Here is a 25,622-nt window from a genome sequence, read left to right as displayed (position 1 = left end):
GATACAAAAAGGCTCAAAAAGGCAACGACAATGACGACAAGCTCAATCAAATCGCTGCAGATCGGCATGCACTGGTTCCCGGAGCGCGCGGGTGGCCTCGACCGCATGTATTACTCGCTGGTCGGCGCGCTGCCGGGCGCGGGCGTTGCGGTGCGCGGCGTCGTAGCAGGCTCGCCGAAGGTTGCCGCCGACACAGGCGGTGCGATCAACGGTTTCGGCTCCGCCGGCCAGTCGCTGCCTTTGCGCCTGATGGCCGCGCGCCGCGCACTGCGCCAGGAAATCAGTACGTCGCGTCCCGACGTGATCTCGTCGCACTTCGCGCTGTATACGTTTCCGGGCCTCGACGTGACGCGCGGCATTCCGCAGGTCTCGCATTTTCAGGGGCCGTGGGCCGACGAAAGCCATGTTGAAGGCGCGGATTCGCTCGGTCAGCGCGCAAAGCGTTATCTCGAACAATCGGTCTACACGCGCTCGTCGCGTCTCATCGTCTTGTCCGAGGCGTTCGGCAAGATTCTCACTTCGCGTTATCGCATCTCGCCGGAGCGTGTGCGCGTGGTGCCGGGTTGCGTCGACGTCGAACAGTTCAATCTGCCGATCACGCCCGCCGAGGCGCGTCTGAAACTGCAATTGCCGCAGGACAGACCGATCGTGTTGGCGGTGCGGCGTCTCGTGCGGCGCATGGGCCTCGAAGATCTGATCGACGCGATCAGGCTGCTCAAGCCGAGCCACCCCGATGTGCTGCTTCTGATCGCGGGCAAGGGGCGTCTCGCGGACGAATTGCAAGCGCGCATCGACGAGGCCGGCTTGCAGGACAACGTGAAGCTGCTCGGCTTCGTGCCGGATCAGCATCTGGCGGCGCTGTATCGCGCTGCGAATATCAGCGTGGTGCCGACAGTCGCGCTCGAAGGCTTCGGTCTCATCACGGTCGAATCGCTCGCGTCGGGCACGCCGGTGCTGGTCACGCCGGTTGGCGGCTTGCCCGAGGCGGTTGCGGGGCTCTCGCCCGATCTGGTGCTGCCGGAGACCGGCGCAAAGGCGATCGCGGCGGGACTTGCCGGCGCGCTGAGCGGCTCGTTGAAGCTCCCCGATGCCGATGCGTGCCGGCGCTATGCGCGTGAAAACTTCGATAACTCGGTGATCGCGAAACGGGTAGCGTCGGTGTATAGCGAGGCTATTGCCTCGGGCGAGGTGCACTGATCGAGCGTTGAAATTCGTGGGACGAAATAAAGAAGGCGCCGGCTCCTGTAGAAGAGAGCCGGCGCCTTTTTTCATATGCATGCTTTTGTGCGGCCGCCACTGATTGCCGCAATGCGGGCGTGCGCGGCGGCCGCTGGCGATCGCTAATTAAAACGTCTCGTGTTGCTGATTGCGCCCAATGTCCGCATGAACCATCATGTGGCACAGTTGTTCGAGCGTGGTCTGCGCCTGCCAGCCGAGTTTCTCGCGCGCCTTGTCCGCGCAGCCGATCAGCAGATCGACTTCAGCGGGCCGGTAGAACTTCGGATTCACGCGCACGAGCGTCTTGCCAGTCGCCACGTCGATGCCCGTTTCACGCTCTTCCTTGCCTGACCACTCGATCTGATAATCCGCCGCTGCGAACGCCATGCGCACGAAGTCGCGAACCGTTTCAGTGCGGCCGGTTGCGAGCACGAAGGTGTCCGGCTCGTCGGCTTGCAGCATGCGCCACATGCCTTCCACGTATTCGAGCGCGAAACCCCAGTCGCGTTTCGCGCCAAGGTTGCCGAGTTCCAGCACGTCCTGCTTGCCGAGCTTGATCTTTGCGACCGTGTCGGTGATCTTGCGCGTCACGAATTCGCGGCCACGCAGCGGCGATTCGTGATTGAACAGAATGCCGCTGCTCGCAAAGAGACCATACGACTCGCGATAGTTGATCGTCGACCAATGCGCGAACAGCTTCGCGACGCCATAGGGGCTGCGCGGATAGAAGGGCGTGTCCTCGCGTTGCGGCACCGCCTGCACGAGCCCGAACATCTCCGATGTCGACGCCTGGTAGTAGCGCATCTTCGGGTTGAGAATGCGGATGCCTTCGAGCAGATTCAACGCGCCGATGCCGGTTACCTCCGCGGTCGTCACCGGCTGGTCGAACGATACGCCCACGAAACTCTGCGCGGCGAGGTTATACAACTCGTCGGCCTGCGCGCCTTCGAGCAGACGCAGCGTCGAGCCGAGGTCGGTCAGATCGTGTTCGACGAGACGCAGATTCGGATGGTCTAGCACGCCCAACTCGCGCATGCGCCAGAAATTCACGGAACTCGTGCGACGATAGGTGCCGGTGACCTGATAGCCCTTGTCGAGCAGCAACCGGGTCAGGTAGGCGCCGTCTTGTCCCGACACACCGGTGATGATCGCTTTGCGTGGTTGGCTCATAGCTTGCCTTCAATATTGGAAAAAGAAAAAAGAGCACCTCAGAGCGTGCCATCGAGAAGCCGCCGCACCAGCGGTTCGACGACCTGAAAATCCTGCTCGGCCTTGAGCCTGTACAAGCCAGGCTTCGGATGCGCGCCGTCGGACATCAACGTCTTCCAGTCCGGCAGACTGCTGATGTACGCGAACTGGTCGACGAGCGGCACCCGCTGTTCGTCGGCTACGCGGCGCGTCATCGCCACCATCGAGGCGAGCCGCGCATTGAGCCGGTTATCGGGCATCGGATTCGACGTCTCCAGCACCGGCTCCTTGCCGAGCGCGCGAGCGGTTTTGACGAGCGCGGTTTGCGCTGCGTAGAACTGCTCGGGCGTCTGGTTCTGCATCACTTCGTTGATGCCGTAGTTGATCAACACGATTCGCGCGGGCGACGCAGCGAGCCGCTCACGCCATGGCAAACCGGCGGTCGGCCCGGCGCGCCGATTGCCCGTGCCGTCGAGCAATTGCGTGGCCATCGTGCCGCCCACGCCGTAGTTGGCGACGCGCACGCGGTCGCCGTGATGCGTCTGCAATTCGTCCTGCAGATAAGCCACGGCGTTCTGCGCTTGCGGCGCGCAATGGCCTTCGCTGCATGAAATACCGAGCGTGGTGGAATCGCCGTATGCATCGATCACGACTTGTGCGTGCGCTTGCATCTGCTCCACTTGAGCGGCTTGAGCAATCGCGCCCGGCGAACGCAGAGACAGTGCTGCAAGCGACGCGCATATCGCGGCGGCCCGAAGCCATGCGGGGCATCTCATGCGCGGCTTTGCGGTACTTGCGGCGCAGCGCTCGCCACGCCCGCACCGGTGCCGGCCGTCGCATGCAAGTTGCCGCGAGAACCGAAGATCAGGCGCTTCTCAAACCCGAACCACGTGAGACTTGCGTATGCAATCGTGATAACGAGCGCGAGCGCGGCGCTCACATAGCGGTTCATCTGCAACGGCCAGAGCGCATACAGCACGCTCAGATGAATCAGATAGATCGTGTAGCTGATCGTGCCGATATACACGAGTACCGGATTGCACAGCAGCCGTTTGACGATGCCCTTGCTTTGCAGGGCGATGACCACGACGGACGTGCAAAGCACCAACGAAATGCTGTAAAGCCCCGCATTGGACAGTGGTGTATTGGCCGCGCGAAAACGCGGAAAGTGCAGATGCAGCCAGGCGAGCGCGGCGAGGGCAGCGATCACACCCAGCACCGCCACGCCCTTGAACGGTTCGAGTGCATGACGATCGCGCCGCACGCCGACGGCGAGTAGCGCGCCGGCCGCGAGCAGATCCATGCGAAAGGGCGTCAGGTAATAGATCGGCCAGAACGAATCGAACCATGGCGTGGCAACTGCGCGAAGCACCGGCACGAGCAGGACCAGCGCGGCGGCCACCCACGCGAGCGCACGCTCGGGCACGAACAGAATCACGAACGGCCAGACGATATAGAACTGCTCTTCGACCGCAAGCGACCACAACACATTCAGGCTGTCGTGCCCGCTCTGATTCAGCGCGTCGCCAATGTTCGTTGCAAAGAATGCGTACCACTGCCAGTGCTGCGCCCAGCCAAAGCCGAACAGGATCGAGGAGACCGCCATCAGCAGTAGATAGGGCGGCAAGATGCGCCGCGCACGGCGTGCGTAGAAGTAGCCGAAGTACGACTGCTCACGTGCCTTGCGTTCGAGCAGGATGCCGGTAATCAGAAAGCCGCTCAAAACAAAGAACAGATCGACGCCCATCCACAGCGGTGCTTTCAACGCGTGCTGCGCGAACACCGCGAGCACGGCGATCGCGCGCAAGCCGTCGAGCTGCACGATGCGGCGTGAATGGGAAGGCGCTGAGGGCAGTGCGCTAACAGTCATGAACCGTCCATGGTGTGAAAGCCGACGAGCCGCGAGGAGCCGCGAGCCGAGGCAGAAAGCCAGTCGCGCCCGCTGTGGCCGCGACGTCAGTGCGATTGATTCTAGGCAAAAGAAAATCGTGAAAAAACGGGAATGAAATAGATAAATGAGCCAGATTGAAACAGGTTGTTTCGTTGAGCATTTGCGCAGCGTTTCCATGCTTGTGTCGCGCTCATGACGTTGGGTGCAAATCGCGTGATGAAGTGACGTCCATACTGACTGGCTAGGCGAAAAGAGGAACGACAGTGGTGCTCGCATGGCTCATTCGCATGCCGCACGGACATATTTTGTGTTAATCGATTTTTAAAATGATTTCTTTCGCATCGTTTTAAAGTGTCGAATATTTTTGAATTATTTTCTATTTTCGTCGCGGAGTTTTTTGCGCGTAATGTGATCCTTGCGCATTGGGCGTCCTGGGACTGCGCGTGCGCCGTGCACCGCGTTAGTTCGATGCGGCGTACTGCAGCGCGGCGCGGCCTGCATCTTCGAAGCGGAAGAGCGCGTGCGCGTGCTGACGCCGCGCGCGACAGCAAGCTTCGCGCTGCGGCTTCATCTTTCACTGAGTCGTCTATGTGCCGATAGCCGCGCGTTCATGAATGGCGCTTGCCATCACTCCTGCAACGCTGTTGCCAATGGCGCTCGCGTTAGCACGCTCGTCTGGTCGCGTACCCGGATCACAGTTCTGTCAAAGCATCGGTTTGCATCGACTGGAGGACATACCTTGCCCCGTTTCACGTTCAAAAGCTGGCTCGCGGTATTTGCGTGCGCTGTCGGACTGGCTGCTGTATCGGCCACTTCGGCGGCTCGCGCGGAAACTGCGTTGAACGCGAAGACGTCATGGATCGGCAACACGTTTGGTTTCGGTGACGGCACGTGGGCACAGATCAACATCACGGCGATCGCGGTCGCGCCCGACGGCAAGGTCTATACAAATGCGCCATGGGACGAAAGCGGCGCCGAAGCGAGCGTCTATCAGAACGGCAAGATGCTCGGCTTCGCGGGCGGAACACATGGGTGGGGTAACAGCGGCGGCAACGCGATCGCGATCAACCGGAAGTACGCATTTGTTGCTATTGCAGTCGGCAACGAAAAAGGCCGGCTGGTCGAACAGGGCGTGTGGCCGGTAAAAGGCAAGCAGTGGTTCGGCATCTCGCGCCGGCAGATTGCCGATCCGAAGCGTGCCGCGCCGTTTCAGCCCGCGGCGAAAGCCGCTGACCCGCATGCGCAACTCGCCGCCGGCTTTCTGATGATGAACGAAGTGCCGACGGGCACGAGCGCCGAGATCGGCGGACTCGCGGCTAGCGACACTACGCTCTACGCGGCTAACACGGCGCGAGACCGCATCGAGGTGTACGACGCCGAGTCGATGCAGCAGAAGGCCGCGTGGAGCGTCCACGAGCCCGGCCGGATCGCGCTTGCGCCGGACGGCACGCTGTGGGTGCTGAGCGGTACGCGCAACGATCGTGCGCCGCATGTCGAGCATTACACGCCGGGCGGCAAGCGGATCGACGAGACGTTCGAACTGCCCGCCGATACTCTCGCCGTCGATATCGCCGTCGATGCGAAAGGCCGCGTTCTGATCGCCGACAACGGCCCGCGACAGCAGGTGCTGTTCTTCAGCAAGAACAATGGCCAATACGCGCAATCGGGCTCACTGGGCGAGCGCGGCGGAATTTTTAGCGGCGTTGCGGGAAGACCGGGACCGCGACGTTTCAATGGACTAACAGGCGTAGGCGTGGATGCGAGCGGAAACGTCTATGTATCGACCAACGGCATCGGCCCGCGTTATGAGCCGATCGGCGCGGGCCTTGGCGCGACCCTCGAAAGCTACGCGCCTGACGGCAAGCAGAACTGGCTCGTGCAGGGACTGCTTTTTGTCGATGGTGCATGGATCGATCCGTCGCGGCCAGACAGCGTGTACACGGGCAACAAGCGTTTCGAGCTCGATTTGTCGAAGCCTGCCGGGCAAGACTGGAAATACGTCGGATTCCTGTCTAACCGCTTCAGATACCCGGACGATCCGGTCTTTCACACCGACCAATATCCGGGCTTGCCGATTGCCCGCAAGCTGAAGGGCCACACCTTTCTGTACCTGACCGACATGTATGCGGACCATCTGAAGATCTATCGCTTCGATCCGCAACGCGATGGCGAAACGGCGATTCCGTCCGGCTTTATCGCGGGTCGCGAGCGCCCGGTCGCAAAGGTGCCGAACGCGCCTCCGGGCGGCGACTGGATCTGGCGCGACGCGAACGGCGACGGCAAATTCAATAGCGACGAATTCGCCCCGAACACGAGCGGCACGAAGCTCGCGGGCGGTTGGGGCTGGTGGGTGGATAGCGCGGGCGACATCTGGCGCACGCGTGACACCAAGGGCATTTATCGCTTTCGGTTCGGCGGTCTGGATGCGAAGGCCAACCCCGTCTATTCGTATTCGGACCTCACGCAGTACCCGGTGCCTCAACCGTTCACCGAACTGCATCGCGCGATCTACGAGCCCGACACCGACACGATGTACGTGAGCGGCTATACGCCCGACACGCCGGTCGATCGCGGCTTCTGGAAAGAAGTGGGCCGCGTGCTGGTGCGCTACGACAAATGGTCCAGCGGCAAGCCGGTGCAACGCTATTCGATCGCGCTGCCGTGGCAGACACAGAGCAAGCCCATCGCGACGATCATCGGCCTCACGGTCGAGGGGCAATACATCTTCGGCGTCGAACCGGTGGGCGCGGTGCACGTGTGGGACAAGGACAGCGGCCGTGAAGTCGGCGTAATCCGGCCCGGCCCCGAAGTGGGCCGGGCGTCCGGCTGGGTCGACGTACCCAACGGCATCAGCGCGGCGAAGCGAGCCGACGGCGAGTACCTCGTATTAGTCGAGGAAGACGCACGCGGCAAGGTGCTGATGTACCGCTGGAAACCTTGACGACGCGTCGGCAACACCACGCATGAAGAAAAAAACAGGCAATCGTAGTCGAACCCAGGGCATCCGATGGACAAAGGCATTCTCAAGAACGTAGCGATCAATTTCTTCGGTCTCGTGCTGCCGACTTTCGTCTCGCTCGTCACCGTGCCGTCGTATATCAGGCTGCTCGGCGTCGAGCGCTACGGCGTAATCAGCCTCGTGTGGACGCTGATCGGCTACTTCGGGATTCTCGATCTGGGCATGAGCATGGCCGCGCAGAATCACATTTCGAAGGCGCGCGCGTCGGGCAACAAGGACGAGAGCGCGCGCGTGTTCTGGAGTGCGACCTGGCTCAATCTCGTGACGGGCGTGGTCGGCGGGTTGATCATCTATTTCGGTGCGTTCCTCTACACCGCGTATTTCACGAAGGTGTCGCCGGAACTGCAGCATGAGGTGTATATGGCGCTACCGTGGCTCGCGGTGGCGATTCCGATTGCAAACGTCTCGTGGGTGTTCGCCGGCGCGATCAACGGCGCCGAACGCTTCGGCATCTACAACACGAATCAGACCATCGGCACGTTCCTGTTTCAGCTGCTGCCGCTCGGCGCGGCGCTGTGGCTCGGTGCGAGCTTGCAGAACGTGCTCGCCGCCGCCGTGTTTGCACGCATTCTCGCCGCGATCCTGCTCGGCCGGTCCGCGATAAAAGTGCTTGAAATACGCAGTATTCTGCCGCCGCAGCTCGGTGTGGCGAAAGGGCTTTTCAACTTTGGCGGCTGGATGCTGATTGCGAGCGTCACCAACATGATCGCCGAATCGCTCGATCGCGTGATGCTGGGCACGAGCCTCGGCGCGCGCTTCGTCACGTATTACACAGTGCCGCAAAACCTCGTGACGCGCTTGAACATCGTGCCCACCGCAATGGTGCGCACGCTGTTTCCACGGCTGTCCGCGGTAGGCCGCGCGGATGCCGACACTATCACGCAGCAGTCGCTCGAATTTCTCAACGGCGTGTTCACGCCGGTCGCATTGATCGCGATGCTGGTGCTCGAACCGTTCCTGCACCTTTGGGTCGGCAATGAAATTGCAAGTGTCGCGGCGCCCGTGGGACGCATCATGATCGTTGCGGTATGGCTCGTGGGTCAGGCGAACGTGACGCGGATCCTGATCCAGTCGCAGGTTAATCCGGCCACGGCCGCGCGCGTCGGTCTGTTCGAATTGCCCTTGTTTGCAGGGGCTTTGTGGTTCGGCATCACGCATTTCGGATTGACCGGCGCGGCGATCGCGGTGGCCGGCCGCGCGCTGTTCGATTACGCAGTGCTGTTACGGCTCTCGGCGATCCGTGCGCGGCAAATCGCACTCGACATGCTGGCTCATTTCGCTTTCCTTCTGGCCAGCCTCTGGCTTTCCAGCTTCCTGCCGGGCCTCGCCATGGCGATCCTCGCCGGCTTGTTGATGGTGGGCGCGAACATCGCCTGGTCCATCACGATGACACCCGCCTTGCGCGATCTAGCGCGTTCACTGCTGTTGCGACTGAATCCGAGGAAAAGCGCATGAACCACGAAGTCCTTGAAGAAGCCGTGCTGCAAGCTCCGACGCGCAGTGCGCTGGCCGAACTGACCACCGTTCCTACGGCTGACGCGCCGCCGCGGCGTGCCGCATTGCGCGGCGATAAAGCCGTTCGGGTTGCGATCGTGCACGACTGGCTCGTTACATATGCGGGTGCGGAGAAGGTGCTCGAGCAGATAGTGGCGTGCTTTCCGGACGCGGACCTGTTCAGCCTCGTCGATTTTCTCGACGACCGCAGCTTTTTGCGCGGCAAGCCCGTGACCACATCGTTTATCCAGAAGCTCCCGCTCGCGCGCAGCAAATACCGCACGTATCTGCCGTTGATGCCGCTCGCGATCGAGCAACTCGATGTATCCGCCTACGACGTGGTGATATCGAGCAGCCACGCGGTGGCCAAGGGCATTCTCACCGGTCCGGATCAGGTGCATATCAGCTACGTGCATTCGCCGATCCGTTATGCGTGGGATTTGCAGCACCAGTACCTGCAGCAGTCGAAATTGACGAGCGGGCCGAAGTCGGCAATGGCGCGGCTCATTTTGCATTACATCCGCAACTGGGACATCCGCACGTCGAACTCGGTGGACGGCTTTATTGCGAACTCCGATTTCATCGCGCGGCGCATTAGAAAGGTTTATCAGCGCGATGCGCAGGTGATCTTTCCGCCTGTCGACGTCGAAGCGTTCACGCTGTGCACGCAGAAGGAAGACTTTTATCTGACCGCCTCGCGGATGGTGCCGTACAAGAAAATCGACCTGATTGTCGAGGCGTTTGCGCGCATGCCCGAGAGAAAACTCGTCGTCATCGGCGACGGTCCCGACATGCAGAAGATCCGCGCGAAGGCGGGGCCCAATGTCGAGATCATGGGCTACCAGCCGTTCAAAGTGCTGAAGGACCGGATGAGCCGCGCCAAGGCTTTCGTCTTCGCTGCCGAGGAAGACTTCGGCATTTCCGTGGTCGAGGCGCAGGCGTGCGGCACGCCTGTCATCGCGTATGGCAAGGGCGGTGCACTCGAAACGGTGCGCGATCTGTCGGAGCCGCGCCCGACCGGCATGTTCTTCGACGAGCAGAGCGCGGACTCGATCATCGCCGCGGTCGAGCGTTTCGATGGACATGTGAAGCGTTTCTCGCCAACCGATTGCCGCGCGAACGCCGAGCGTTTTTCTGCAGCCAACTTCCGCGAACGCTTTTTCGCCCACGTGCGGGCTTCCGTGCCAGCGCTGCGCGACACGACGCTGCCACCGTATGTACCGTATAACGCGGGGCCGGCCGCGAACGCGCCGCGTATTCTCGCGGTGGATCAAAGCGGCGTACTCGGCGGCGCTGAGTTGTCGCTGCTCGAAATCGTCAAGGCGCTGCGCTCGCGCATGCAAGTGGTGCTGTTCGACGACGGCCCATTCCGTACCGCGCTCGATAAAGTGGGCGCCAGTGTCGAGGTGCTCGATGCGGGCGCGCTGCGCAACGTGCGCAAGCAGGGCGGTTCGTTGCCGAAGGGTCAGGCGTTGATGGGTCTGATGTCGCTTATTCGCGCGACGGCCAAACGCGCGCGCAGCGCGCACGTGATCTATGCGAACACGCAGCGCGCGATGGTGATCGGCGCGGTCGCCGGCAAGCTCGCGAGGCGGCCGGTGGTCTGGCATCTGCGCGACATCGTAAGTCCGGAGCATTTCGGGTCCAAGCAGCTCGCCATCATCAAATGGTGCGCACGCCTCGGCCTCACGCACGTGATCGCCAATTCGGCGGCGTCGGCGCGCGCGTTCGCCGACCTCACGCACTTCGACGCCAAACGCATCGACGTGGTGTTCAACGGCATTTCGGCGGCGCCGTTCGACGCATTGCGCAACGTGCCGCAAGCCACGCTGCGCGAGAAGCTGAACCTGCCGGACGACGCGTTTCTGGTGGGCTCGTTCAGCCGCCTTGCACGCTGGAAAGGGCAGCATGTACTGCTCCAGGCGCTGGTGCTCAATCCGCACATGCACGCGGTGCTGGTTGGCGCGGCGCTATTCGGCGAAGATCAGTACGAGATCGAATTGCGCGCGTTCGTCGCTGCGCATGATCTGGGCGGCCGCGTGCATTTTTTCGGCTTCCAGCACGATATTCCTGGCTGCATGTGCGCGGTGGATGCGGTGGTTCACACGTCCATCACGCCTGAGCCGTTCGGCCGGGTGATCGTAGAAGGAATGCTCGCGCAACGGCCAGTCGTGGCCGCGCGTGCGGGTGGGGTACTTGAAATTATCGACGACTACGAGAACGGCGTGCTTTGCACACCGGGCGATGCGCATGCATTGGCCGACGTGCTGGCAGAACTGCGCGCGAACGACGAACTGCGTGACAAGCTCATCAAAAACGGCTACATGACGGCGCTGAACCGCTTCGGTACGTCGAGCTATGTCGAAAGCGTCGAGCGGATACTGACGCGTGTGGCGCGGCCGGGCAAGGCTGCCGGCGCATGATCTGCGCGACCCGCACGATCTGTATGAAGCACGAAGGCGGTAAAGGGCGTGGCTTGATGAATCGCGACCCAGACCGCCGACATGCGACAGACAACGCGGCCAGAGGCACCGCCAGGAACATCTGTTACGGGAACGATTGACGCGGGGCAGGCAGGGACTTGGCCAGTTCCTGTCATTTGGCGCAACGGGGCGAACGTCACTGACATTCGCCCCGCTTTTTTTACGACTTCACGAACGCGCCTTTAGCGGATTTCGGCTTGAAACTGGCGGACCAGTTCATCGCCGGTAATTCGACCAGCCGGTAGAACACGTATGCGGCCGGCACGGCGACCAGCATGTAGCCGAACGACGGCCAGATCGACATCTGCAACGAAGAGCGGAAGAGGACCGACGAAAGCAGCACGAAGATCGGCAGATGAATCAGATACAACGAAAAGCTGAAGTCGCCAAAGCGCGACAGAAGCCGCAAGCCCCAACCGTCGCGCTGGTTGACGTTGCCGCGCTTCAGCGCTTTATACAGATAGAACGCGAAGCCGATTGCCCAGAGCTGGAACGCGCCGTATTGACCGTAGTGAAATGCGGCGCAACCCAGCGCGATGAATGCTGCGGCGAGCGCATAGAGCCACCGCGGCGAACCAGTCTGCGCGGAGGTGCGGGCTTTCGCGTCGGCAATCCATGCGCCGAGGGTCCACGAAAACCAGTACGACGTGAAGAACTGGATGTCATGCCGTTCGAGCACATACGCGGAAACGAGATTGACCACGGCGACGATCGCGAGCACGGAGGTCATGCCGATACGTCGACGCAGCGCGAACAGCAACGGATAGATCGCGTAGAACTGCACTTCCAGCGAAAGGGTCCAGAGCGCGCCGTTCGATCCATACGTCTTGCCGGCCACGCCTTGCAGCGAGAACAGATTGACGAGAAACGCCTGTACGCCGATCTCGCGAATCTTGTGACTAACCGGCGGCAATTGAAGACTGAACCAGTCGAGCGCGAGCGTCAGCAGCAAGGCGGCGAGCAGCACCGGATAGATGCGCGTAAAGCGGCGCACCCAGAAATTGCCTGCGTCGAGCCGGTAAGCCGGGTTGTTAGCAAGGCGTAATGCGCCGCTGCGGTGAATGCAGTAGCCGCTGATTACGAAAAAAATCGGCACGCCCGCCGATCCCCATGCAATAGGGAAAGTCAGATAAGCCGCAATTGTTTTCAAACTCAACGAATGCCCGGCATTCTGATGAAATGCCTGCATGCCGACCCACTCGATCTGACGGCAATGGAAATACGCGACGAGCAGCGCGGCAAAACCGCGCATTGCGTCGATCACATGTTCTTTGCCGGCACTGTCGGAACGTGCGTCGCTTTGCACGCGCGGTGCGGCAGCCTTCACAGGTGGAGAGAGAGGCAGGGATGAGCCGGCGGCATCCAGTGCTGGGTCGCTCATGCGCGGTCCTTTTATTTGAAGTCATGCAATGCGGATCCGCGCGCGACTTCCGCACACGGTGCATCACATGCTAGTTCACTGCGTCTATAAAAAAATGAATAAAAAATGACAGCCAATCTCTATTTGAGCGGCCTTTGTGACTAAATGTAATTGCGCATAAGCAGATGCGGACGATCAATTATTTATCGATTTTGTCGTGCTAATTTACAGCACGGATTCTCCTGATGAGAGGTGAAGTCATGAACCTGCATTTGCTTGCCGGCATTGCCGTGCTACTGATCCTCGTCGCCGCTTCAGCTTATCGCGAGGCGCTGCGCAATGAGCCGATCCGCCGTTTCCGCATCAGTCCGGGCAAGCTGCCGCAACTCGACGAAAACGAGGAAGCACGCCAGTAAATGCTAACTCGCTTGCTAACGGAGTCCGCGCGGGGTCCTCTGGCGTGAGTAATTTTTTCGGAATCGTCCGCAAATAATTCGGCTTCCGAAAGTAAATGTTTCCTGTGCCCGTGACAAATGGCGCAAATAGTTGTGAGTCGGGCGCATTAAGCATTGTTTGTGAAATTCACGCGTGATCTAGCGCAGATTTTTTGTTAGCCTTTCTGGCGACGTCGAGGGCCCAAGCGGCTCGCGAACACCAATTTCTAACCGATCTGGGAATGCCTACCATGCTGAAAGTCACTAAAGCCGTGTTTCCCGTAGCGGGCCTCGGGACACGATTCCTGCCGGCTACCAAGGCAAGTCCAAAGGAAATGCTGCCTATCGTCGACAAGCCGCTGATTCAGTACGCGGTTGAAGAAGCGATTGCCGCCGGCATCACCGAAATGATCTTCGTGACTGGGCGCAGCAAGCGCGCAATTGAAGATCATTTCGACAAGTCGTATGAGATCGAAGCCGAACTCGAGGCACGCAACAAGCAGAAACTGCTCGACCTCGTGCGCAGCATCAAACCCGCCAACGTCGACTGCTTCTACGTGCGCCAGGCGGAAGCACTCGGCCTGGGCCACGCGGTCTTGTGCGCCGAAAAGCTGGTGGGCGACAGCCCGTTCGCGGTCATTCTCGCCGACGACCTGCTGCACAGCTCGAAGCCCGTCATGAGCCAGTTGGTCGATACGTTCAATCACTATCACAGTTCCGTGATCGGCGTCGAAACCATCGCGCGCGAAGACAGCCGCTCGTACGGTGTCGTGGACGGCCGCGAGTGGGAAGACAACGTGATCAAGCTGTCGGGTATCGTGGAAAAGCCGGCGCCGGACAATGCGCCGTCGAACCTCGGCGTGGTGGGCCGCTACGTGCTGATGCCGACCATCTTCAAGCATATTCGCGCGCTCAAGCCGGGTGCCGGCGGTGAACTGCAATTGACCGATGCAGTGCAGTCGCTGCTCACTGAGGAGCAGGTGCTCGCATATCGCTACTTCGGCACGCGTTTCGATTGCGGCAGCAAGCTCGGCTACCTGAAGGCGACGGTGGAGTTCGCGCTGCGTCATCCGGAGGTGAAAGAGGAGTTCGAAGCGTATCTGCACGCATACATGCGCGCAAATGGACAGGCGAATCCGGAAAGCCTGGAGCCTCAGTACACGGCCGAAGCGGCTTGATCCAGGCCGGGACATCCTGATCGCGCGATTCGTGCATTTCGCGCAATTCGCGTGATCGGTGTCATTGACGCATCTGGCGCGAGATCGCATTCAGGCATCACGTCGAAGCATCACGCAGAAGCGCCCGAAACATCGCGCGCATTGAAAACGGGCGCCCCGATCCACGCGGGCGCCCGTCGTTTTTTGCCGCGCTCGAATTTAAAACTTCTTCGAGCCGCGGCGCGATATCAAGCTCAGCCGTTCTTCACTTGCAGACGGAACTTGTGCAGCAACGGTTCCGTGTAGCCGCTCGGCTGCTGGCGTCCTTCGAATACCAGTGCTTGCGCGGCCTTGAATGCGATGGTGCCGAACGAGGGCGCCATGGGCCTGTAATTCGGATCGCCGGCGTTCTGCTGATCGACCACTTGCGCCATGCGTTTAAAGGTCTCCTCGACCTGCTCGCGCGTCACCACGCCGTGATACAGCCAGTTCGCAATGTGCTGGCTCGAGATACGCAACGTTGCGCGGTCTTCCATCAGGCCGACGTCGTGAATATCGGGCACCTTCGAGCAGCCCACGCCCTGATCGATCCAGCGCACCACGTAGCCCAGAATGCCTTGCGCGTTGTTGTCGAGTTCAGCGCGGATCTCGTCGGCGCTCCAGTTGGCCGTTTCGACGACGGGAATCGTCAGCAGGCCGTCCAGCAGTTCGTCGCGGACGCTCGCATAGTCGGTGCGCTCCAGTTGCTGCTGAACCGCCTGCACGTCGATCTGATGATAGTGCAGCGCATGCAGCGTTGCCGCGGTCGGCGAGGGCACCCATGCAGTGTTCGCGCCGGCCTTCGGATGCGCGATCTTCTGTTCGAGCATGGCGTGCATCAGATCGGGCATGGCCCACATGCCCTTGCCGATCTGCGAGCGGCCGCGCAGGCCCGCGTGCAAACCGACGAGCACGTTGCTGCTTTCGTATGCGGCGATCCATGCGCTCGACTTCATGTCGCCCTTGCGCATCATCGGGCCGGCTTCCATCGCGCTGTGCATTTCGTCGCCGGTCCGGTCGAGAAAGCCCGTGTTGATGAACGCCACGCGTTCCGACGCCTCGGCAATACACGCGAGCAGATTCACGCTCGTGCGGCGCTCCTCGTCCATGATGCCCATCTTGATCGTGTTACGCGGCAGCTTCAGCAGATCTTCGACGCGCGCGAACAGTTCGCTCGCAAACGCGACTTCGGCGGGACCGTGCATTTTCGGCTTCACGATATAGATCGAGCCGGTGCGCGAATTCAACTTGTGTTTGCGGTCGTGCAACGCGCACAGCGTCGTCATCACGGCGTCGAGGATGCCCTCGGGAATCTCGGCGCCGTCCTTCGTCAAAACGGCCGGATTGGTCATCAAATGACCGACGTTGCGGATGAACAGCAGCGAGCGGCCATGCAGTACGACGGGCGCCGTGCCGTTCGCGGCGACGTACACGCGGTCGTCGTTCAGCCGGCGCGTGAAGGTCTTGCCGTTCTTCGTGACCTCTTCGGTCAGATCGCCGTTCATCAGACCGAGCCAGTTTCGATAGAGCTGAACCTTGTCATCTGCATCGACGGCCGCAACGGAGTCTTCGCAGTCGATGATCGTGCTCACCGCCGCTTCGACCACCACGTCCTTCACATGCGCGGCGTCGGTCTTGCCGATCGAGTCGTTCGCGTCGATCTGAATCTCGAAGTGCAGCCCGTTATGTTTGAGCAGCACCGCCGACGGCGCGCTCGCGTCGCCCTGATAGCCGATGAATTGCGCGGGCGTTTTGAGTTCGCTCGTTCCGTTCTTCAGCGCGACGGCCAGCTTGCCGCCTTCCACGCTATAGCGAGTCGCATCGGCATGCGAGCCGTTCGCGAGCGGTGCCGCTTCGTCGAGAAACTTGCGGGCATAGGCGATCACCGCAGCGCCGCGCACCGGGTTGAAAGTCTTCTGTCTGTCCGCGCCGTTGGTCTCGGGAATCGCGTCAGTGCCGTAGAGTGCGTCGTACAGGCTGCCCCAGCGCGCGTTCGCCGCGTTCAGCGCATAGCGCTGATTCGACAGAGGCACCACGAGTTGCGGGCCCGCCTGTTCGGCGATTTCGGTGTCGACCTGGTCGGTCGTTGCTTTCACGCTCGCAGGCGCCGGCACGATATAGCCGATGCCTTCGAGAAACGCACGATAGGCTCGCAAGTCGCGCACCGGCCCGGGATTGGCGCGATGCCAGTTGTCCAGTTCCGTTTGCAGGCGGTCGCGCTCGGCGAGCAGCGCATGGTTTTTAGGCGCCAACTCGTGCACGAGTGCGTCGAAACCTGACCAGAATGCGGCGCTGTCAATTCCGGTGCCGGGCAGGGCTTCGGTTTCGACGAACTGGTCGAGATTGGCGGCGACCTGCAATCCGCCGCGCGGGTTCATCTGAGTCATCGACTGCTCCATCTGTCTGAGTGGGCCGACGTGGGGACATCGGCCCGCGTTGGGGCTACTGCTGGGACGATCCTGCTTTCGGATTGTTGCGCTTCAGAGGAAAAGCCATCACGGCGGCATTCGTGACGGCGCTAGCGTGAACGATGGGCGAAGCCATCGCCATGCCTGACTCAGACGCCAAGCGCCTGAATGCCGGCCTTGGCGATCTGCGCATCCTGGTCGGACTTCACGCCCGATACGCCGACCGCGCCGACCACCTGGCCTTCGACGATCACCGGCACGCCGCCTTCGAGTGTGCCGAGGAGCGGCGCGCTGAGAAACGCGGTGCGGCCGTTGTTGATCATGTCCTCGTACACCTTGGTTTCGCGCCGTCCAATTGCCGCAGTGCGGGCTTTTTCAGTCGCTATATACGAGCTCGAGGGCGCACTGCCGTCGAGGCGCAGCATGCCGAGCGGGTGGCCGCCGTCGTCGACCACGACGATTGCGACGGCCCACTTGTTTTTCTCCGCTTCCGCGCGCGCGGCTTCGAGGATCCGGGTCGTTTCGGCTACGGTCAACACGGGTTTGCTCAGCATAATCAATTTCCTGTCTCGTTCATTGTAGGGTGCGACGTGCAGGGACCCTGAAAGGCGATCGTTCGCGGCGGGTCCCTTGCGAATCAGCTTGATTGGGGATTCTACGTCCAAGCGCGATGCGAAGAAACGCCATCGTTCAGCGGCGCCATCGGCGGCGTCTCCGGGGGTCACCTGTCATGGCCGGCGTCGAGCGGCGCATCAGCAGAGCGCCATGCGGGATTACCCGACGCAAAACGGCCCAATTCCGACGCACGGCAGCGCCGTCGCAACACGGTCACAGTGCCGAACCGATTTACAATCGCGCCTTGATACAAGAGTTGCCATAAAAAACGAGCGAGCGCGTGATCCGGCGCTCGCGAATCCAACGTCCACGCCCCACATCATGCCGACCATCAGCGAGCTCTTTGTCTATCCGATCAAATCCTGCGCGGGCATCGCGCTGAACGAAGCGCGGGTGTTGTCCACAGGTCTCGAATACGACCGCGGCTGGATGGCCGTCGATTCGAATGGCGCAATGCTCACGCAGCGCGCGTATCCACGCATGGCGCTGATCAGGGTCGAGATCGACTCGCAAGACCTGGTGATTCGCGCGCCCGGCATGAGCGAATTGCGTACGCCGCTCGACGCCGCGCGACTCGGTACGGCGGCGAGCGTCGAGACCACGGTATGGCGCGACGCAGCCTACGGACTCGACACTGGCGAGGAATGCGCGAAGTGGTTCTCTGAATTTCTCGGCATGCCGGTGCGGCTGTTGCGCTGTGATCCCGAGCGCGAGCGCATTGTCGATCCGGCTTATACGAAGAGTGTGGGTCGCGCTACGACGCATTTCGCCGACGGCTTCCCGGTTCTCGTGATCGGCCAGGCGTCGCTCGACGACCTGAACACGCGCCTCAATGCGAAGGGCGCGCCGTCCATTCCGATCGATCGATTCCGTCCGAACGTGGTGTTACGCGGGCTCGATGCTTACGAGGAAGACTATGTGGAAACGCTCAGGATAGACGACACGAATTCGGATAGCGCGCAAGGCGTCGAACTGCGCCTCGTCAAACTGTGTGCACGCTGCCCGATGCCGACCATCGACCAGGCAAAGGGCGAGCGCGATCCCAACTGGCCGAACGAACCGACCAACACGATGAGCGTTTATCGCGCGAGCCCGCAGCGAAACGGCGCGGTCACATTCGGCAACAATGCGCTAGTGACGAGCGGGGCGGGCGCGTGGCTGCGCGTCGGCCAGGCAGTCGAAGCAGAACTGGGCTTTGGCGACTAGTGAGCCGTGCGGCCGCTTGCACCACATTCACGCGGCGCGAGCATGCGCCGCGTCACTGCGCGATGACGCATGTTGCGCCCAGTCCGTCTCCATACTTTCACCGATCGCGTTGCCGATCAGAATCACCGCAGGACTGCCGAAGCGCGCATCTGTGGCGTCGGCCGCGAGGCGGTCGAGGCGCGTCAGCAAGCGCCGCTCATTAGCGCCTCCGGCCCATTCAACGACCGCGGCCGGCGTCTCGGCAGGCAGGTTCGCGAGCAACGCGCTGGCGAGGTTGCCAATACGCCGCATCCCCATATAGATCGCGAGCGTCGTTCGCGTTGCCGCCAGTGCGGCCCAATCCGGTTCGCCGTGATCTTCCGTGTGCGCGGTGACGAACGTGACGCCGTGACAATGACGGCGATGCGTGAGCGAAATGCCGAGCCCCGCCGCGGCAGCGAAGCCCGACGAGATGCCATTGACGATCTCAACGGGAATCCCTGCGTCGCGCAAGGTCGCGAGCTCTTCACCGGCGCGGCCGAATAGCAGCGCTTCGCCGCCTTTCACGCGGACCACGTGCAGCCCCTTTTGCGCGTAACGCCGCATCAGGCGCTCGATAAACGCTTGTGGCGTCGAACGGCAGCCACCGCGCTTGCCGACCCGGATCACACGCGCTTGCGGCGCCAGCGTGACGATCTCGGGATTCGCCAGGTCGTCGAGCAGGACGACGTCTGCGGAAGCGAGGGCTTTCGCGGCTCGCACGGTGAGCAGATCCAGTTCTCCCGGACCCGCGCTCAATAACGTGACCTTGCCGGAGTTCGTGTTCATTGTGATGTCCTTAGCTTCTCTCTGTGGCCGGCGGGTAGGGCGCCGCCGGCGCCAAACAAAAAACGGCGTCCGCCCGTGATGATCACGAGGGGACGCCGTTGTCCGATGCTGCTGATTTGCCGCTCTTAGCTTCGCAATCTGGCGAGGCACTGCGTTGTATCTCAGCCAGGTGTGCCGTCGATGTGCGCCGGCTGCGTCGCCGGAGCGGCACTCATACGCCCAATGCCGATGCAAGGAGCAGGCCAAGATGCGAAGGCGCGACGGTGGCGCGGCGCATTCGGTCGAGTCGAAGCTTCGGCGATGCGCGTTTAAACACGTCCTCTACGCCCGGCCAGCCGCTGACGAAAGGAGCGCGACGCCGTCACGGCGCTCCTCGTGCGAGACCGTTCTGCACCAGCCACGCGCCCGCTTTTGGCACGCGCAAAGTGCTGCGTCGCACCATCGCTGTGCTGGCCTGCATCGAAATGCGTCGCGCGCGCGGGTCGGCGACGACTCGCGCAATGCTGTGCGAAGGCCCATGCGGTGGGGCGCACGCGCGCATCGCATGCAATTGGCACAGCCCTTGCATTTAGTCCCGCCATCGGATCAACGTGGATCCGCCGCGAGCGCCCTACGAGGCACTTGCCGCAGTACCAGGTCAGGACAACGGCGTCCCCCGAATTCAGTCATCGACTGCGTTCGCGGGACGCCGTTTTTATTTCCGGCGCCGCATTGCCGATGACGGCATGGCGGCGGCCGATGCCCAGCACATTGAGGAAGCCGCGGTCATGAAAATCATCGTTATCGGTCACGGGATGGTCGGTCACAAACTGGTCGAGTGTCTGGCGCAAGACGCCGCGCACGGCCTCGACATCACGGTGCTGTGCGAAGAATCGCGTCCGGCGTATGACCGCGTGCACCTCTCCGAATTTTTCTCCGGCAAGACGGCGGACGACCTCTCGCTCGTGGAACCGGGCTTCTTCGAACGCCAGAACGTGTTGCTCAAGCTCAACGCGAAGGCTGTCTCGATCGACCGCGCCGCGCGCACCGTGACTGTTTCCACTGGCGAGACGCTGCCCTACGACAAGCTCGTGTTCGCGACCGGCTCCTATCCGTTCGTGCCGCCGGTGCAGGGACGCGAGCGCAGCGATTGCTTCGTCTATCGAACCATCGACGATCTGGAGGCGATGCAGGAATGCGGCGCGCGCTCGAAGACCGGCACGGTGGTCGGCGGCGGACTGCTGGGTCTCGAATGCGCGAAGGCGCTGCGCGACATGGGCCTGCAAACACATGTGGTCGAATTCGCGCCGCGCCTGATGGCGGTCCAGGTGGATGAAGGCGGTGGCCGTGTGCTGCGCACGAAGATCGAAGAACTCGGCGTGACAGTGCACACGCAGAAGAACACCACGGCGATCGTCGACGGCGAAGAGGGCGCGCACCGCATGCAATTCGCGGACGGCACGTATCTCGACACTGACATGATCGTGTTCTCCGCGGGCATTCGTCCGCGCGACGACTTGGCGCGCGACAGCGGCCTGACGCTCGGTGCGCGCGGCGGCATCGTGATCGACAACGCATGCCGCACGAGCGATCCGCACATCTACGCAATCGGCGAGTGCGCGCTGTGGAACGGCCAGTTGTTCGGCCTCGTCGCGCCCGGCTACGACATGGCGCGCACGGTCGCAAAGCGACTGCTGGGCGAGCCCGCCGAATTCGCGGGCGCCGACATGAGCACCAAACTCAAACTGATGGGCGTGGACGTCGCGAGCATCGGTGATGCGCATGGCAATACGCCGGGCAGCCGCGCGTATCAGTTCAGCGACGAACGCAAGCAGATCTACAAGAAGCTCGTGGTCTCGGAATGCGGCAAGTATCTGCTGGGCGGCGTGATGGTCGGCGACGCTACCGAGTACGGCACGCTGCTGCAGATGATGCTCAACCGCATCGAGCTACCGGAGTCGCCCGAATTTTTGATTCTGCCGCAAAGCGACGGCAAGGCTAAGCCGGGACTCGGCGTCGACGCGCTGCCGGACGCCGCGCAGATCTGCTCGTGCAACAACGTGTCGAAAGGCGACTTGTGCGCCGCCGTTTGCGCGGGCGCGACCGACATCGGCGCGCTCAAATGCGCGACTAGCGCGGGCACTTCTTGCGGCGGTTGCGTGCCGCTCGTCACGCAGGTGATGAAGGCCGAGATGAAGAAGCAGGGCCTCGCGGTGAACAACCATGTGTGCGAGCACTTCGCGTATTCGCGCCAGGAGCTGTATCACATCGTGCGCGTGGAAGGCGTTCGCAGCTTCGGCGAACTGCTCGCGAAACATGGCCATGGTCTCGGCTGCGATATCTGCAAGCCGGTGGTCGCCAGCATTCTTGCGTCGTGCTGGAACGAATTCGTGTTGAAGAAAGAGCACGCGTCGTTGCAGGACACGAACGACTACTACCTCGCCAACATTCAGCGCGACGGCACATATTCGGTCGTGCCGCGCATGGCGGGCGGCGAAGTCACGCCCGACGGTCTGATCGCCGTTGCGCAGGTTGCGAAGAAATACGGCCTCTATACGAAGATTACCGGCGGACAGCGTGTCGACCTGTTCGGCGCGCGCGTCGAGCAGCTGCCGTTCATCTGGGAAGAGCTAATTGCGGCGGGCTTCGAGTCGGGCCATGCGTACGGCAAATCGCTGCGCACCGTGAAGTCGTGCGTCGGCTCGACGTGGTGCCGCTATGGCGTGGGCGATTCGGTGGGCCTCGCGGTCGAACTCGAGAACCGCTATAAGGGGCTGCGCACACCGCACAAGATCAAGTTCGGCGTCTCGGGCTGCACACGCGAGTGCGCGGAAGCGCAGGGCAAGGACGTCGGCATCATCGCGACGGACAAGGGCTGGAACCTCTACGTGTGCGGCAATGGCGGCATGAAGCCGCGTCACGCGGAACTGCTTGCCTCAGACCTCGACCGCGAAACGCTCGTGCGCTACATCGACCGTTTTCTGATGTTCTACGTGCGCACCGCCGACCGTCTGCAACGCACCAGCGTGTGGCGCGAGAACCTCGAAGGCGGGCTCCAGTATCTGATCGACGTGGTTGTCGACGACCACCTGGGCGTGGCCGAAGAACTCGAAGCGGACATGCAGCGCGTGATCGACACCTACGAATGCGAGTGGAAGAAGGCAGTGACCGATCCCGAAACGCGCAAGCGCTTCCGACATTTCGTCAATAGCGACGAGTCCGACAGCACAGTGAGCTTCGTCGAGGAACGCGGGCAGATCCGCCCGGCGACACACGATGAACGTCAATCGAAGCTTGCCGCCATTCCGGTCGTAGTGGAAACCGTTTGATTCTTTGGCGTCACGGCTCGCGTACTCGCTGGTGTGCATCGGATTCAAGCTTCAAGGAGCACGTAGTTCTGCATCGAAAAGCAGGCCCGCATGGCATGGACGTTGCATGAACAACGCGGGTTTCAACATAGTGATCATTCCGGTGCGTGGCAAAGCACGCAGTCAGCCGGATGGTCGAAAATCAGTTTAGTGAGGATGTCTGATGAAAAACGTGATGAGCTCCATTAAGAGTGGAGACTGGCGCGCGCTGGTAGCGTGTTTCCTCTATTTCGATACCGGCTTCACGGTCTGGGTTCTGTATGGCCCGCTCGCGCCGTTCATCAGCAAGAGCATCGCGATGACCCCGGCGCAGCAAGGCCTGCTCGTCGCGGTGCCCGTGCTGTCCGCAGCGATCTTGCGGGTGACGCTCGGCAACCTCTATCAATCGGCGCATGGCAAGCGCATTGCGTTGCTCGGCGTGCTGCTGTCGGCGGTGCCGACCATCGTGTTGCCGTTGCTGCCGTCCGTTCCGTCGTACACGCTGCTGCTGGTGCTAGGCGTGTTCCTCGGCGTGGGCGGTGCGAGCTTCGCTGTTGCATTGCCGATGGCAGGCAGCAACTATCCGCCGAAGGTACAGGGTCTCGTGCTGGGACTCGCCGCCGCGGGCAACATCGGCGCGGTGCTCGACGGTTTCCTGTTCCCGCAACTCGCCACTCACTACGGCTGGCAGACTGCAACGGGCGGTGCGTTGCCTCTGCTCGCTATCGCAGGCATCACGCTGTATTTCTGGGCAAACGACTCCGGCGTGAAGACGGGCAGCGTGCTGCGCGCATTCGGCAGCTTCGTGGTGACGCTTGTCGGCCTGATCGTGCTTGTGCTGCTGGTCGAAGCGGGCATTTTCGGTTCGGGCAAAACGGGTGTGCTGCTGTTGCCGGTGATCGGCGCGCTGCTTGCCATTGCGGTGCTGCCCAAGCGCTATCGTGCGGTGCTGGCGGAGCGCGACACGTGGGTCATCATGCTCGTCTATAGCATCACGTTCGGGGGGTTCGTGGGTATGTCCTCGTATGTGTCGCTGCTGCTCACCAATCTCTATCAACTGTCGAAGATCGACGCGGGCCTTTTCATGGCACTTCTCGCCGCGACCGGTGCGCTCGTGCGTCCGCTTGGCGGTTTGATCGCCGACAAGGTCTCCGGCGTGCGCGCACTGACCGTGCTGCTCGCCATCATCTCGGTGTGCGACTTCGTATTTGCCGCGGTCATGCCGACGCTCGCGGGCGGCATTGCACTGCTGCTGTGCCTGTACCTGGCTTTTGGCCTCGGCAATGGCGCGACGTTCCAGCTCGTGCCGCATCGTTGGGCCGGCCGTACCGGCCTGATGTCGGGCATCGTCGGCGCGGCGGGCGGCATCGGCGGTTTCTATCTGCCTGTCGTGATGGGCATGGCGAAGGAAAGCACCGGTTCATATCAGATGGGCTTTGCCACCTTCGGCGCGCTGGCTGCGTGTGCGTTTGTCGCAATCGTCGCGCTGCGCCGGCCGTGGATGGCGTGGTCGATGCAATCGGGCGTGATGCACGCTCATGCAACCGAGTAAGGCAACTGGCTGACGGAAAGCAGTCACTTAGCGCATCAACGGGCGCGTCAACGGGCGCGTCAGCGTGCAAGCTACAGCGCGCCGACGCGACCCGCCGCTCTGGAACTTCCGAAGTAGATATGCTCACAACAATAGAACGGCTCCCGGCGCAAGTGGACGTGTCCAGCGAAGTGTTGAGCTCGTTGATCAACATGGCAGGACGTCAACGGATGCTTTCGCAGCGCATCGTGTTCAAGGCCATGCTCGCGCTGCGTCGTAGCGACGGCGCGCTCGCCATCGCGCAGGAGACGTTGCGCACGTTTGCGGACAGTCATGCGGCACTGGTGCAAGGCCGCGACGGTCTGCCGGGACTCTTTTCGCCCGCTCTGCGCGAGGCTTTTCATGGGAACCGCAGCGATAGCACCAGCGGACACGTCGAGAAGAGGATCACGAACTTCATCGCCCTGGCGCACGCGGCGCTCGACGCCATAGCGCGCGAGGCTTCGAACGCCGAAAGTGCTCTGGAAGTCCTGATCGCGTCGGCGGAGCCGTTGCTAGGCGACTTACATGGCGTCACAGCGGTCTACGAACAGGAAAGCCGCCGTATTGCGCGTGCCCAGAAGAAAGAGCAGCAGCAGTTGATCGATCGGATCAAGTCGATCGCGAAAGAAGCGCATATCGTGTCCTTCAACGGTCAGATCGTGGCAAGCCGCACGAACGTGACCGGCCGCGAGTTCGCAGTCGTGGCCGGCGTCATGACTTCGATCACGAAGGAACTTGAAGCAGTGGTCAGCGCATTCGTGAAGAAAGTCTCGGGCGCCTGATACGTGATGCGTGATACGTAGTTCGCGCAACGCGCAGCGCGCCTGATATTGATCGCCGGCCTCTGCGGCCCACGCGTGCTCATCCCGGCTATGCTTGGCGTTTCGCAAACGTCGGGGCAATTACATGAACAGTGGATGGCAGGCCGTGTGGGCAACGGCCAAGGCAGAATTCTCGGATCTCGGCGATCCAGCCGATGTAACGCAGGTGCTGATGCGTCTCGGGCTCGCGTTGATACTGGGCGGCGTGCTCGGTTTCGAGCGGGAAATATCGCGGCGCGACGCCGGTATGCGCACGCACATGATGGTCGCGGTGGGCGCAGCCCTGTTCGTCGTGGTGCCGCTGCAAGCCGGCTTCTCACAAGACAACATGAGCCGCGTGCTGCAAGGGCTCGTGTCCGGCATCGGCTTTCTCGGCGCGGGCGCCATCATGAAGCTCAGTGCGCAGCGCGAGGTGCGCGGCCTGACGACGGCGGCAAGCCTCTGGCTCAGCGCCGGCGTCGGTGTGGCCGCGGGCCTCGGGCGCGAGGCCACGGCGATCCTCAGCGTGGTGATTGCGTTGCTGATCCTGTCGAGCGCGCGCCTCGTGAAAGGCAACATGCCCGACGGCAAATAGCGAGGGCGT

General features: G+C 61.9%; 19 protein-coding genes. 11 read left to right on the top strand and 8 right to left on the bottom strand.

The annotated features are described in order from the left end of the window. Positions 1 to 30: 30 nt before the first annotated feature. Positions 31 to 1,197 carry a glycosyltransferase family 4 protein gene (locus tag BCA01S_RS19335; protein WP_027778327.1) on the top strand — a complete coding sequence of 389 codons (1,167 nt, stop codon included), beginning with the start codon at positions 31 to 33 and terminating at the stop codon, positions 1,195 to 1,197. Positions 1,198 to 1,344: 147 nt separating this feature from the next. Here the strand turns inward: BCA01S_RS19335 and gmd are convergent, their stop codons facing one another. Genes gmd through BCA01S_RS19320 form a run of 3 tightly spaced genes read right to left on the bottom strand, consistent with a single transcriptional unit; the run spans position 1,345 to position 4,276 of the window. Next, positions 1,345 to 2,388 (bottom strand): GDP-mannose 4,6-dehydratase, encoded by a 1,044-nt coding sequence (gmd, locus tag BCA01S_RS19330; RefSeq protein ID WP_027778326.1) that lies wholly within the window; start codon positions 2,386 to 2,388, stop codon positions 1,345 to 1,347. A gap of 38 nt (positions 2,389 to 2,426) precedes the next feature. After that, complete coding sequence (locus BCA01S_RS19325) at positions 2,427 to 3,182, bottom strand: SGNH/GDSL hydrolase family protein (protein WP_027778325.1); 756 nt, start codon at positions 3,180 to 3,182, stop codon at positions 2,427 to 2,429. After that, complete coding sequence (locus BCA01S_RS19320; protein ID WP_027778324.1) at positions 3,179 to 4,276, bottom strand: acyltransferase family protein; 1,098 nt, start codon at positions 4,274 to 4,276, stop codon at positions 3,179 to 3,181. Before BCA01S_RS19320 ends, BCA01S_RS19325 begins: the two co-directional genes overlap by 4 nt. A 760-nt stretch (positions 4,277 to 5,036) precedes the next feature. On the opposite strand from BCA01S_RS19320, the gene BCA01S_RS19310 reads away from it, so the two are divergent. The 3 genes from BCA01S_RS19310 (at position 5,037) to BCA01S_RS19300 (ending at position 11,233) form a co-directional block, all read left to right on the top strand. Further along, positions 5,037 to 7,238, top strand: coding sequence for an NHL repeat-containing protein (locus BCA01S_RS19310; protein WP_027778323.1), 2,202 nt, complete (start codon positions 5,037 to 5,039; stop codon positions 7,236 to 7,238). 66 nt (positions 7,239 to 7,304) lie between these two features. After that, on the top strand, positions 7,305 to 8,771 hold the full coding sequence (locus tag BCA01S_RS19305) for a flippase (protein WP_027778322.1): 1,467 nt from the start codon (positions 7,305 to 7,307) through the stop codon (positions 8,769 to 8,771). After that, complete coding sequence (locus BCA01S_RS19300) at positions 8,768 to 11,233, top strand: glycosyltransferase family 4 protein (protein ID WP_027778321.1); 2,466 nt, start codon at positions 8,768 to 8,770, stop codon at positions 11,231 to 11,233. The genes BCA01S_RS19305 and BCA01S_RS19300 overlap by 4 nt, the downstream gene beginning before the upstream one ends. Before the next feature lie 220 nt (positions 11,234 to 11,453). Here the strand turns inward: BCA01S_RS19300 and BCA01S_RS19295 are convergent, their stop codons facing one another. Then, positions 11,454 to 12,674 (bottom strand): acyltransferase family protein, encoded by a 1,221-nt coding sequence (locus BCA01S_RS19295; RefSeq protein WP_027778320.1) that lies wholly within the window; start codon positions 12,672 to 12,674, stop codon positions 11,454 to 11,456. 239 nt (positions 12,675 to 12,913) lie between these two features. Between BCA01S_RS19295 and BCA01S_RS38560 the strand changes: the two genes are divergently transcribed. Together BCA01S_RS38560 and galU are read left to right on the top strand one after the other, a co-directional pair. Next, positions 12,914 to 13,069 (top strand): hypothetical protein, encoded by a 156-nt coding sequence (locus BCA01S_RS38560; RefSeq protein WP_167455730.1) that lies wholly within the window; start codon positions 12,914 to 12,916, stop codon positions 13,067 to 13,069. A 269-nt stretch (positions 13,070 to 13,338) separates the two neighbouring features. Further along, positions 13,339 to 14,265, top strand: coding sequence for a UTP--glucose-1-phosphate uridylyltransferase GalU (gene galU, locus BCA01S_RS35030; RefSeq protein ID WP_084166891.1), 927 nt, complete (start codon positions 13,339 to 13,341; stop codon positions 14,263 to 14,265). Between the two features lie 233 nt (positions 14,266 to 14,498). Here the strand turns inward: galU and BCA01S_RS19280 are convergent, their stop codons facing one another. Then, positions 14,499 to 16,670: a malate synthase G gene (locus BCA01S_RS19280; RefSeq protein ID WP_027778319.1), complete on the bottom strand. Its 2,172-nt coding sequence runs from the start codon at positions 16,668 to 16,670 to the stop codon at positions 14,499 to 14,501. A 170-nt stretch (positions 16,671 to 16,840) separates the two neighbouring features. Next, a complete protein-coding gene (locus tag BCA01S_RS19270; RefSeq protein ID WP_020065974.1) occupies positions 16,841 to 17,245 on the bottom strand; it encodes a heme-binding protein in 405 nt (134 codons plus the stop codon). 382 nt (positions 17,246 to 17,627) lie between these two features. On the opposite strand from BCA01S_RS19270, the gene BCA01S_RS19265 reads away from it, so the two are divergent. Beyond that, positions 17,628 to 18,512, top strand: a complete 885-nt coding sequence (locus tag BCA01S_RS19265; RefSeq protein WP_027778318.1) for an MOSC domain-containing protein — start codon at positions 17,628 to 17,630, stop codon at positions 18,510 to 18,512. 27 nt (positions 18,513 to 18,539) lie between these two features. Here BCA01S_RS19265 and cobA read toward each other — a convergent pair whose 3' ends face one another. Together cobA and BCA01S_RS39095 are read right to left on the bottom strand one after the other, a co-directional pair. Continuing rightward, positions 18,540 to 19,319 (bottom strand): uroporphyrinogen-III C-methyltransferase, encoded by a 780-nt coding sequence (gene cobA, locus BCA01S_RS19260; RefSeq protein ID WP_027778317.1) that lies wholly within the window; start codon positions 19,317 to 19,319, stop codon positions 18,540 to 18,542. A 665-nt stretch (positions 19,320 to 19,984) separates the two neighbouring features. Next, on the bottom strand, positions 19,985 to 20,110 hold the full coding sequence (locus tag BCA01S_RS39095) for a hypothetical protein (protein WP_255218476.1): 126 nt from the start codon (positions 20,108 to 20,110) through the stop codon (positions 19,985 to 19,987). Here BCA01S_RS39095 and nirB point away from each other — a divergent pair. From nirB to BCA01S_RS19235, 4 genes are all read left to right on the top strand, one after another. After that, positions 20,087 to 22,627 (top strand): nitrite reductase large subunit NirB, encoded by a 2,541-nt coding sequence (nirB, locus tag BCA01S_RS19250; protein WP_027778315.1) that lies wholly within the window; start codon positions 20,087 to 20,089, stop codon positions 22,625 to 22,627. The genes BCA01S_RS39095 and nirB overlap by 24 nt on opposite strands. Positions 22,628 to 22,829: 202 nt before the next feature. Beyond that, entirely contained in the window at positions 22,830 to 24,197 is a 1,368-nt protein-coding gene (locus tag BCA01S_RS19245; protein ID WP_027778314.1) for an MFS transporter, read from the top strand. 119 nt (positions 24,198 to 24,316) lie between these two features. Beyond that, positions 24,317 to 25,000 carry a type IV pili methyl-accepting chemotaxis transducer N-terminal domain-containing protein gene (locus BCA01S_RS19240; protein ID WP_027778313.1) on the top strand — a complete coding sequence of 228 codons (684 nt, stop codon included), beginning with the start codon at positions 24,317 to 24,319 and terminating at the stop codon, positions 24,998 to 25,000. 124 nt (positions 25,001 to 25,124) lie between these two features. Further along, entirely contained in the window at positions 25,125 to 25,613 is a 489-nt protein-coding gene (locus BCA01S_RS19235; protein ID WP_027778312.1) for an MgtC/SapB family protein, read from the top strand. Positions 25,614 to 25,622: the final 9 nt, after the last annotated feature.

The sequence above is a fragment of the Paraburkholderia caledonica NBRC 102488 genome (genome assembly GCF_000685095.1).
In the GTDB taxonomy this organism is placed as follows: Bacteria; Pseudomonadota; Gammaproteobacteria; order Burkholderiales; family Burkholderiaceae; genus Paraburkholderia; species Paraburkholderia caledonica.
Note: the sequence above shows the minus strand (reverse complement) of the source record. Positions and strands in the feature narration are given on the sequence as shown.

What these genes read in the sequence shown, in the direction of transcription:
- BCA01S_RS19265 (WP_027778318.1), top strand. Translation starts at nt 17,628, where the DNA reads ATGCCGACCATCAGCGAGCTCTTTGTCTATCCGATCAAATCCTGCGCG.
- BCA01S_RS19305 (WP_027778322.1), top strand. Translation starts at nt 7,305, where the DNA reads ATGGACAAAGGCATTCTCAAGAACGTAGCGATCAATTTCTTCGGTCTC.
- BCA01S_RS19240 (WP_027778313.1), top strand. Translation starts at nt 24,317, where the DNA reads ATGCTCACAACAATAGAACGGCTCCCGGCGCAAGTGGACGTGTCCAGC.
- BCA01S_RS19270 (WP_020065974.1), bottom strand. Translation starts at nt 17,245, where the DNA reads ATGCTGAGCAAACCCGTGTTGACCGTAGCCGAAACGACCCGGATCCTC.
- BCA01S_RS38560 (WP_167455730.1), top strand. Translation starts at nt 12,914, where the DNA reads ATGAACCTGCATTTGCTTGCCGGCATTGCCGTGCTACTGATCCTCGTC.
- BCA01S_RS19325 (WP_027778325.1), bottom strand. Translation starts at nt 3,182, where the DNA reads ATGAGATGCCCCGCATGGCTTCGGGCCGCCGCGATATGCGCGTCGCTT.
- BCA01S_RS19245 (WP_027778314.1), top strand. Translation starts at nt 22,830, where the DNA reads ATGAAAAACGTGATGAGCTCCATTAAGAGTGGAGACTGGCGCGCGCTG.
- galU (WP_084166891.1), top strand. Translation starts at nt 13,339, where the DNA reads ATGCTGAAAGTCACTAAAGCCGTGTTTCCCGTAGCGGGCCTCGGGACA.
- BCA01S_RS19235 (WP_027778312.1), top strand. Translation starts at nt 25,125, where the DNA reads ATGAACAGTGGATGGCAGGCCGTGTGGGCAACGGCCAAGGCAGAATTC.
- BCA01S_RS19280 (WP_027778319.1), bottom strand. Translation starts at nt 16,670, where the DNA reads ATGACTCAGATGAACCCGCGCGGCGGATTGCAGGTCGCCGCCAATCTC.
- BCA01S_RS19335 (WP_027778327.1), top strand. Translation starts at nt 31, where the DNA reads ATGACGACAAGCTCAATCAAATCGCTGCAGATCGGCATGCACTGGTTC.
- nirB (WP_027778315.1), top strand. Translation starts at nt 20,087, where the DNA reads ATGAAAATCATCGTTATCGGTCACGGGATGGTCGGTCACAAACTGGTC.
- BCA01S_RS19300 (WP_027778321.1), top strand. Translation starts at nt 8,768, where the DNA reads ATGAACCACGAAGTCCTTGAAGAAGCCGTGCTGCAAGCTCCGACGCGC.
- gmd (WP_027778326.1), bottom strand. Translation starts at nt 2,388, where the DNA reads ATGAGCCAACCACGCAAAGCGATCATCACCGGTGTGTCGGGACAAGAC.
- cobA (WP_027778317.1), bottom strand. Translation starts at nt 19,319, where the DNA reads ATGAACACGAACTCCGGCAAGGTCACGTTATTGAGCGCGGGTCCGGGA.
- BCA01S_RS19295 (WP_027778320.1), bottom strand. Translation starts at nt 12,674, where the DNA reads ATGAGCGACCCAGCACTGGATGCCGCCGGCTCATCCCTGCCTCTCTCT.
- BCA01S_RS19320 (WP_027778324.1), bottom strand. Translation starts at nt 4,276, where the DNA reads ATGACTGTTAGCGCACTGCCCTCAGCGCCTTCCCATTCACGCCGCATC.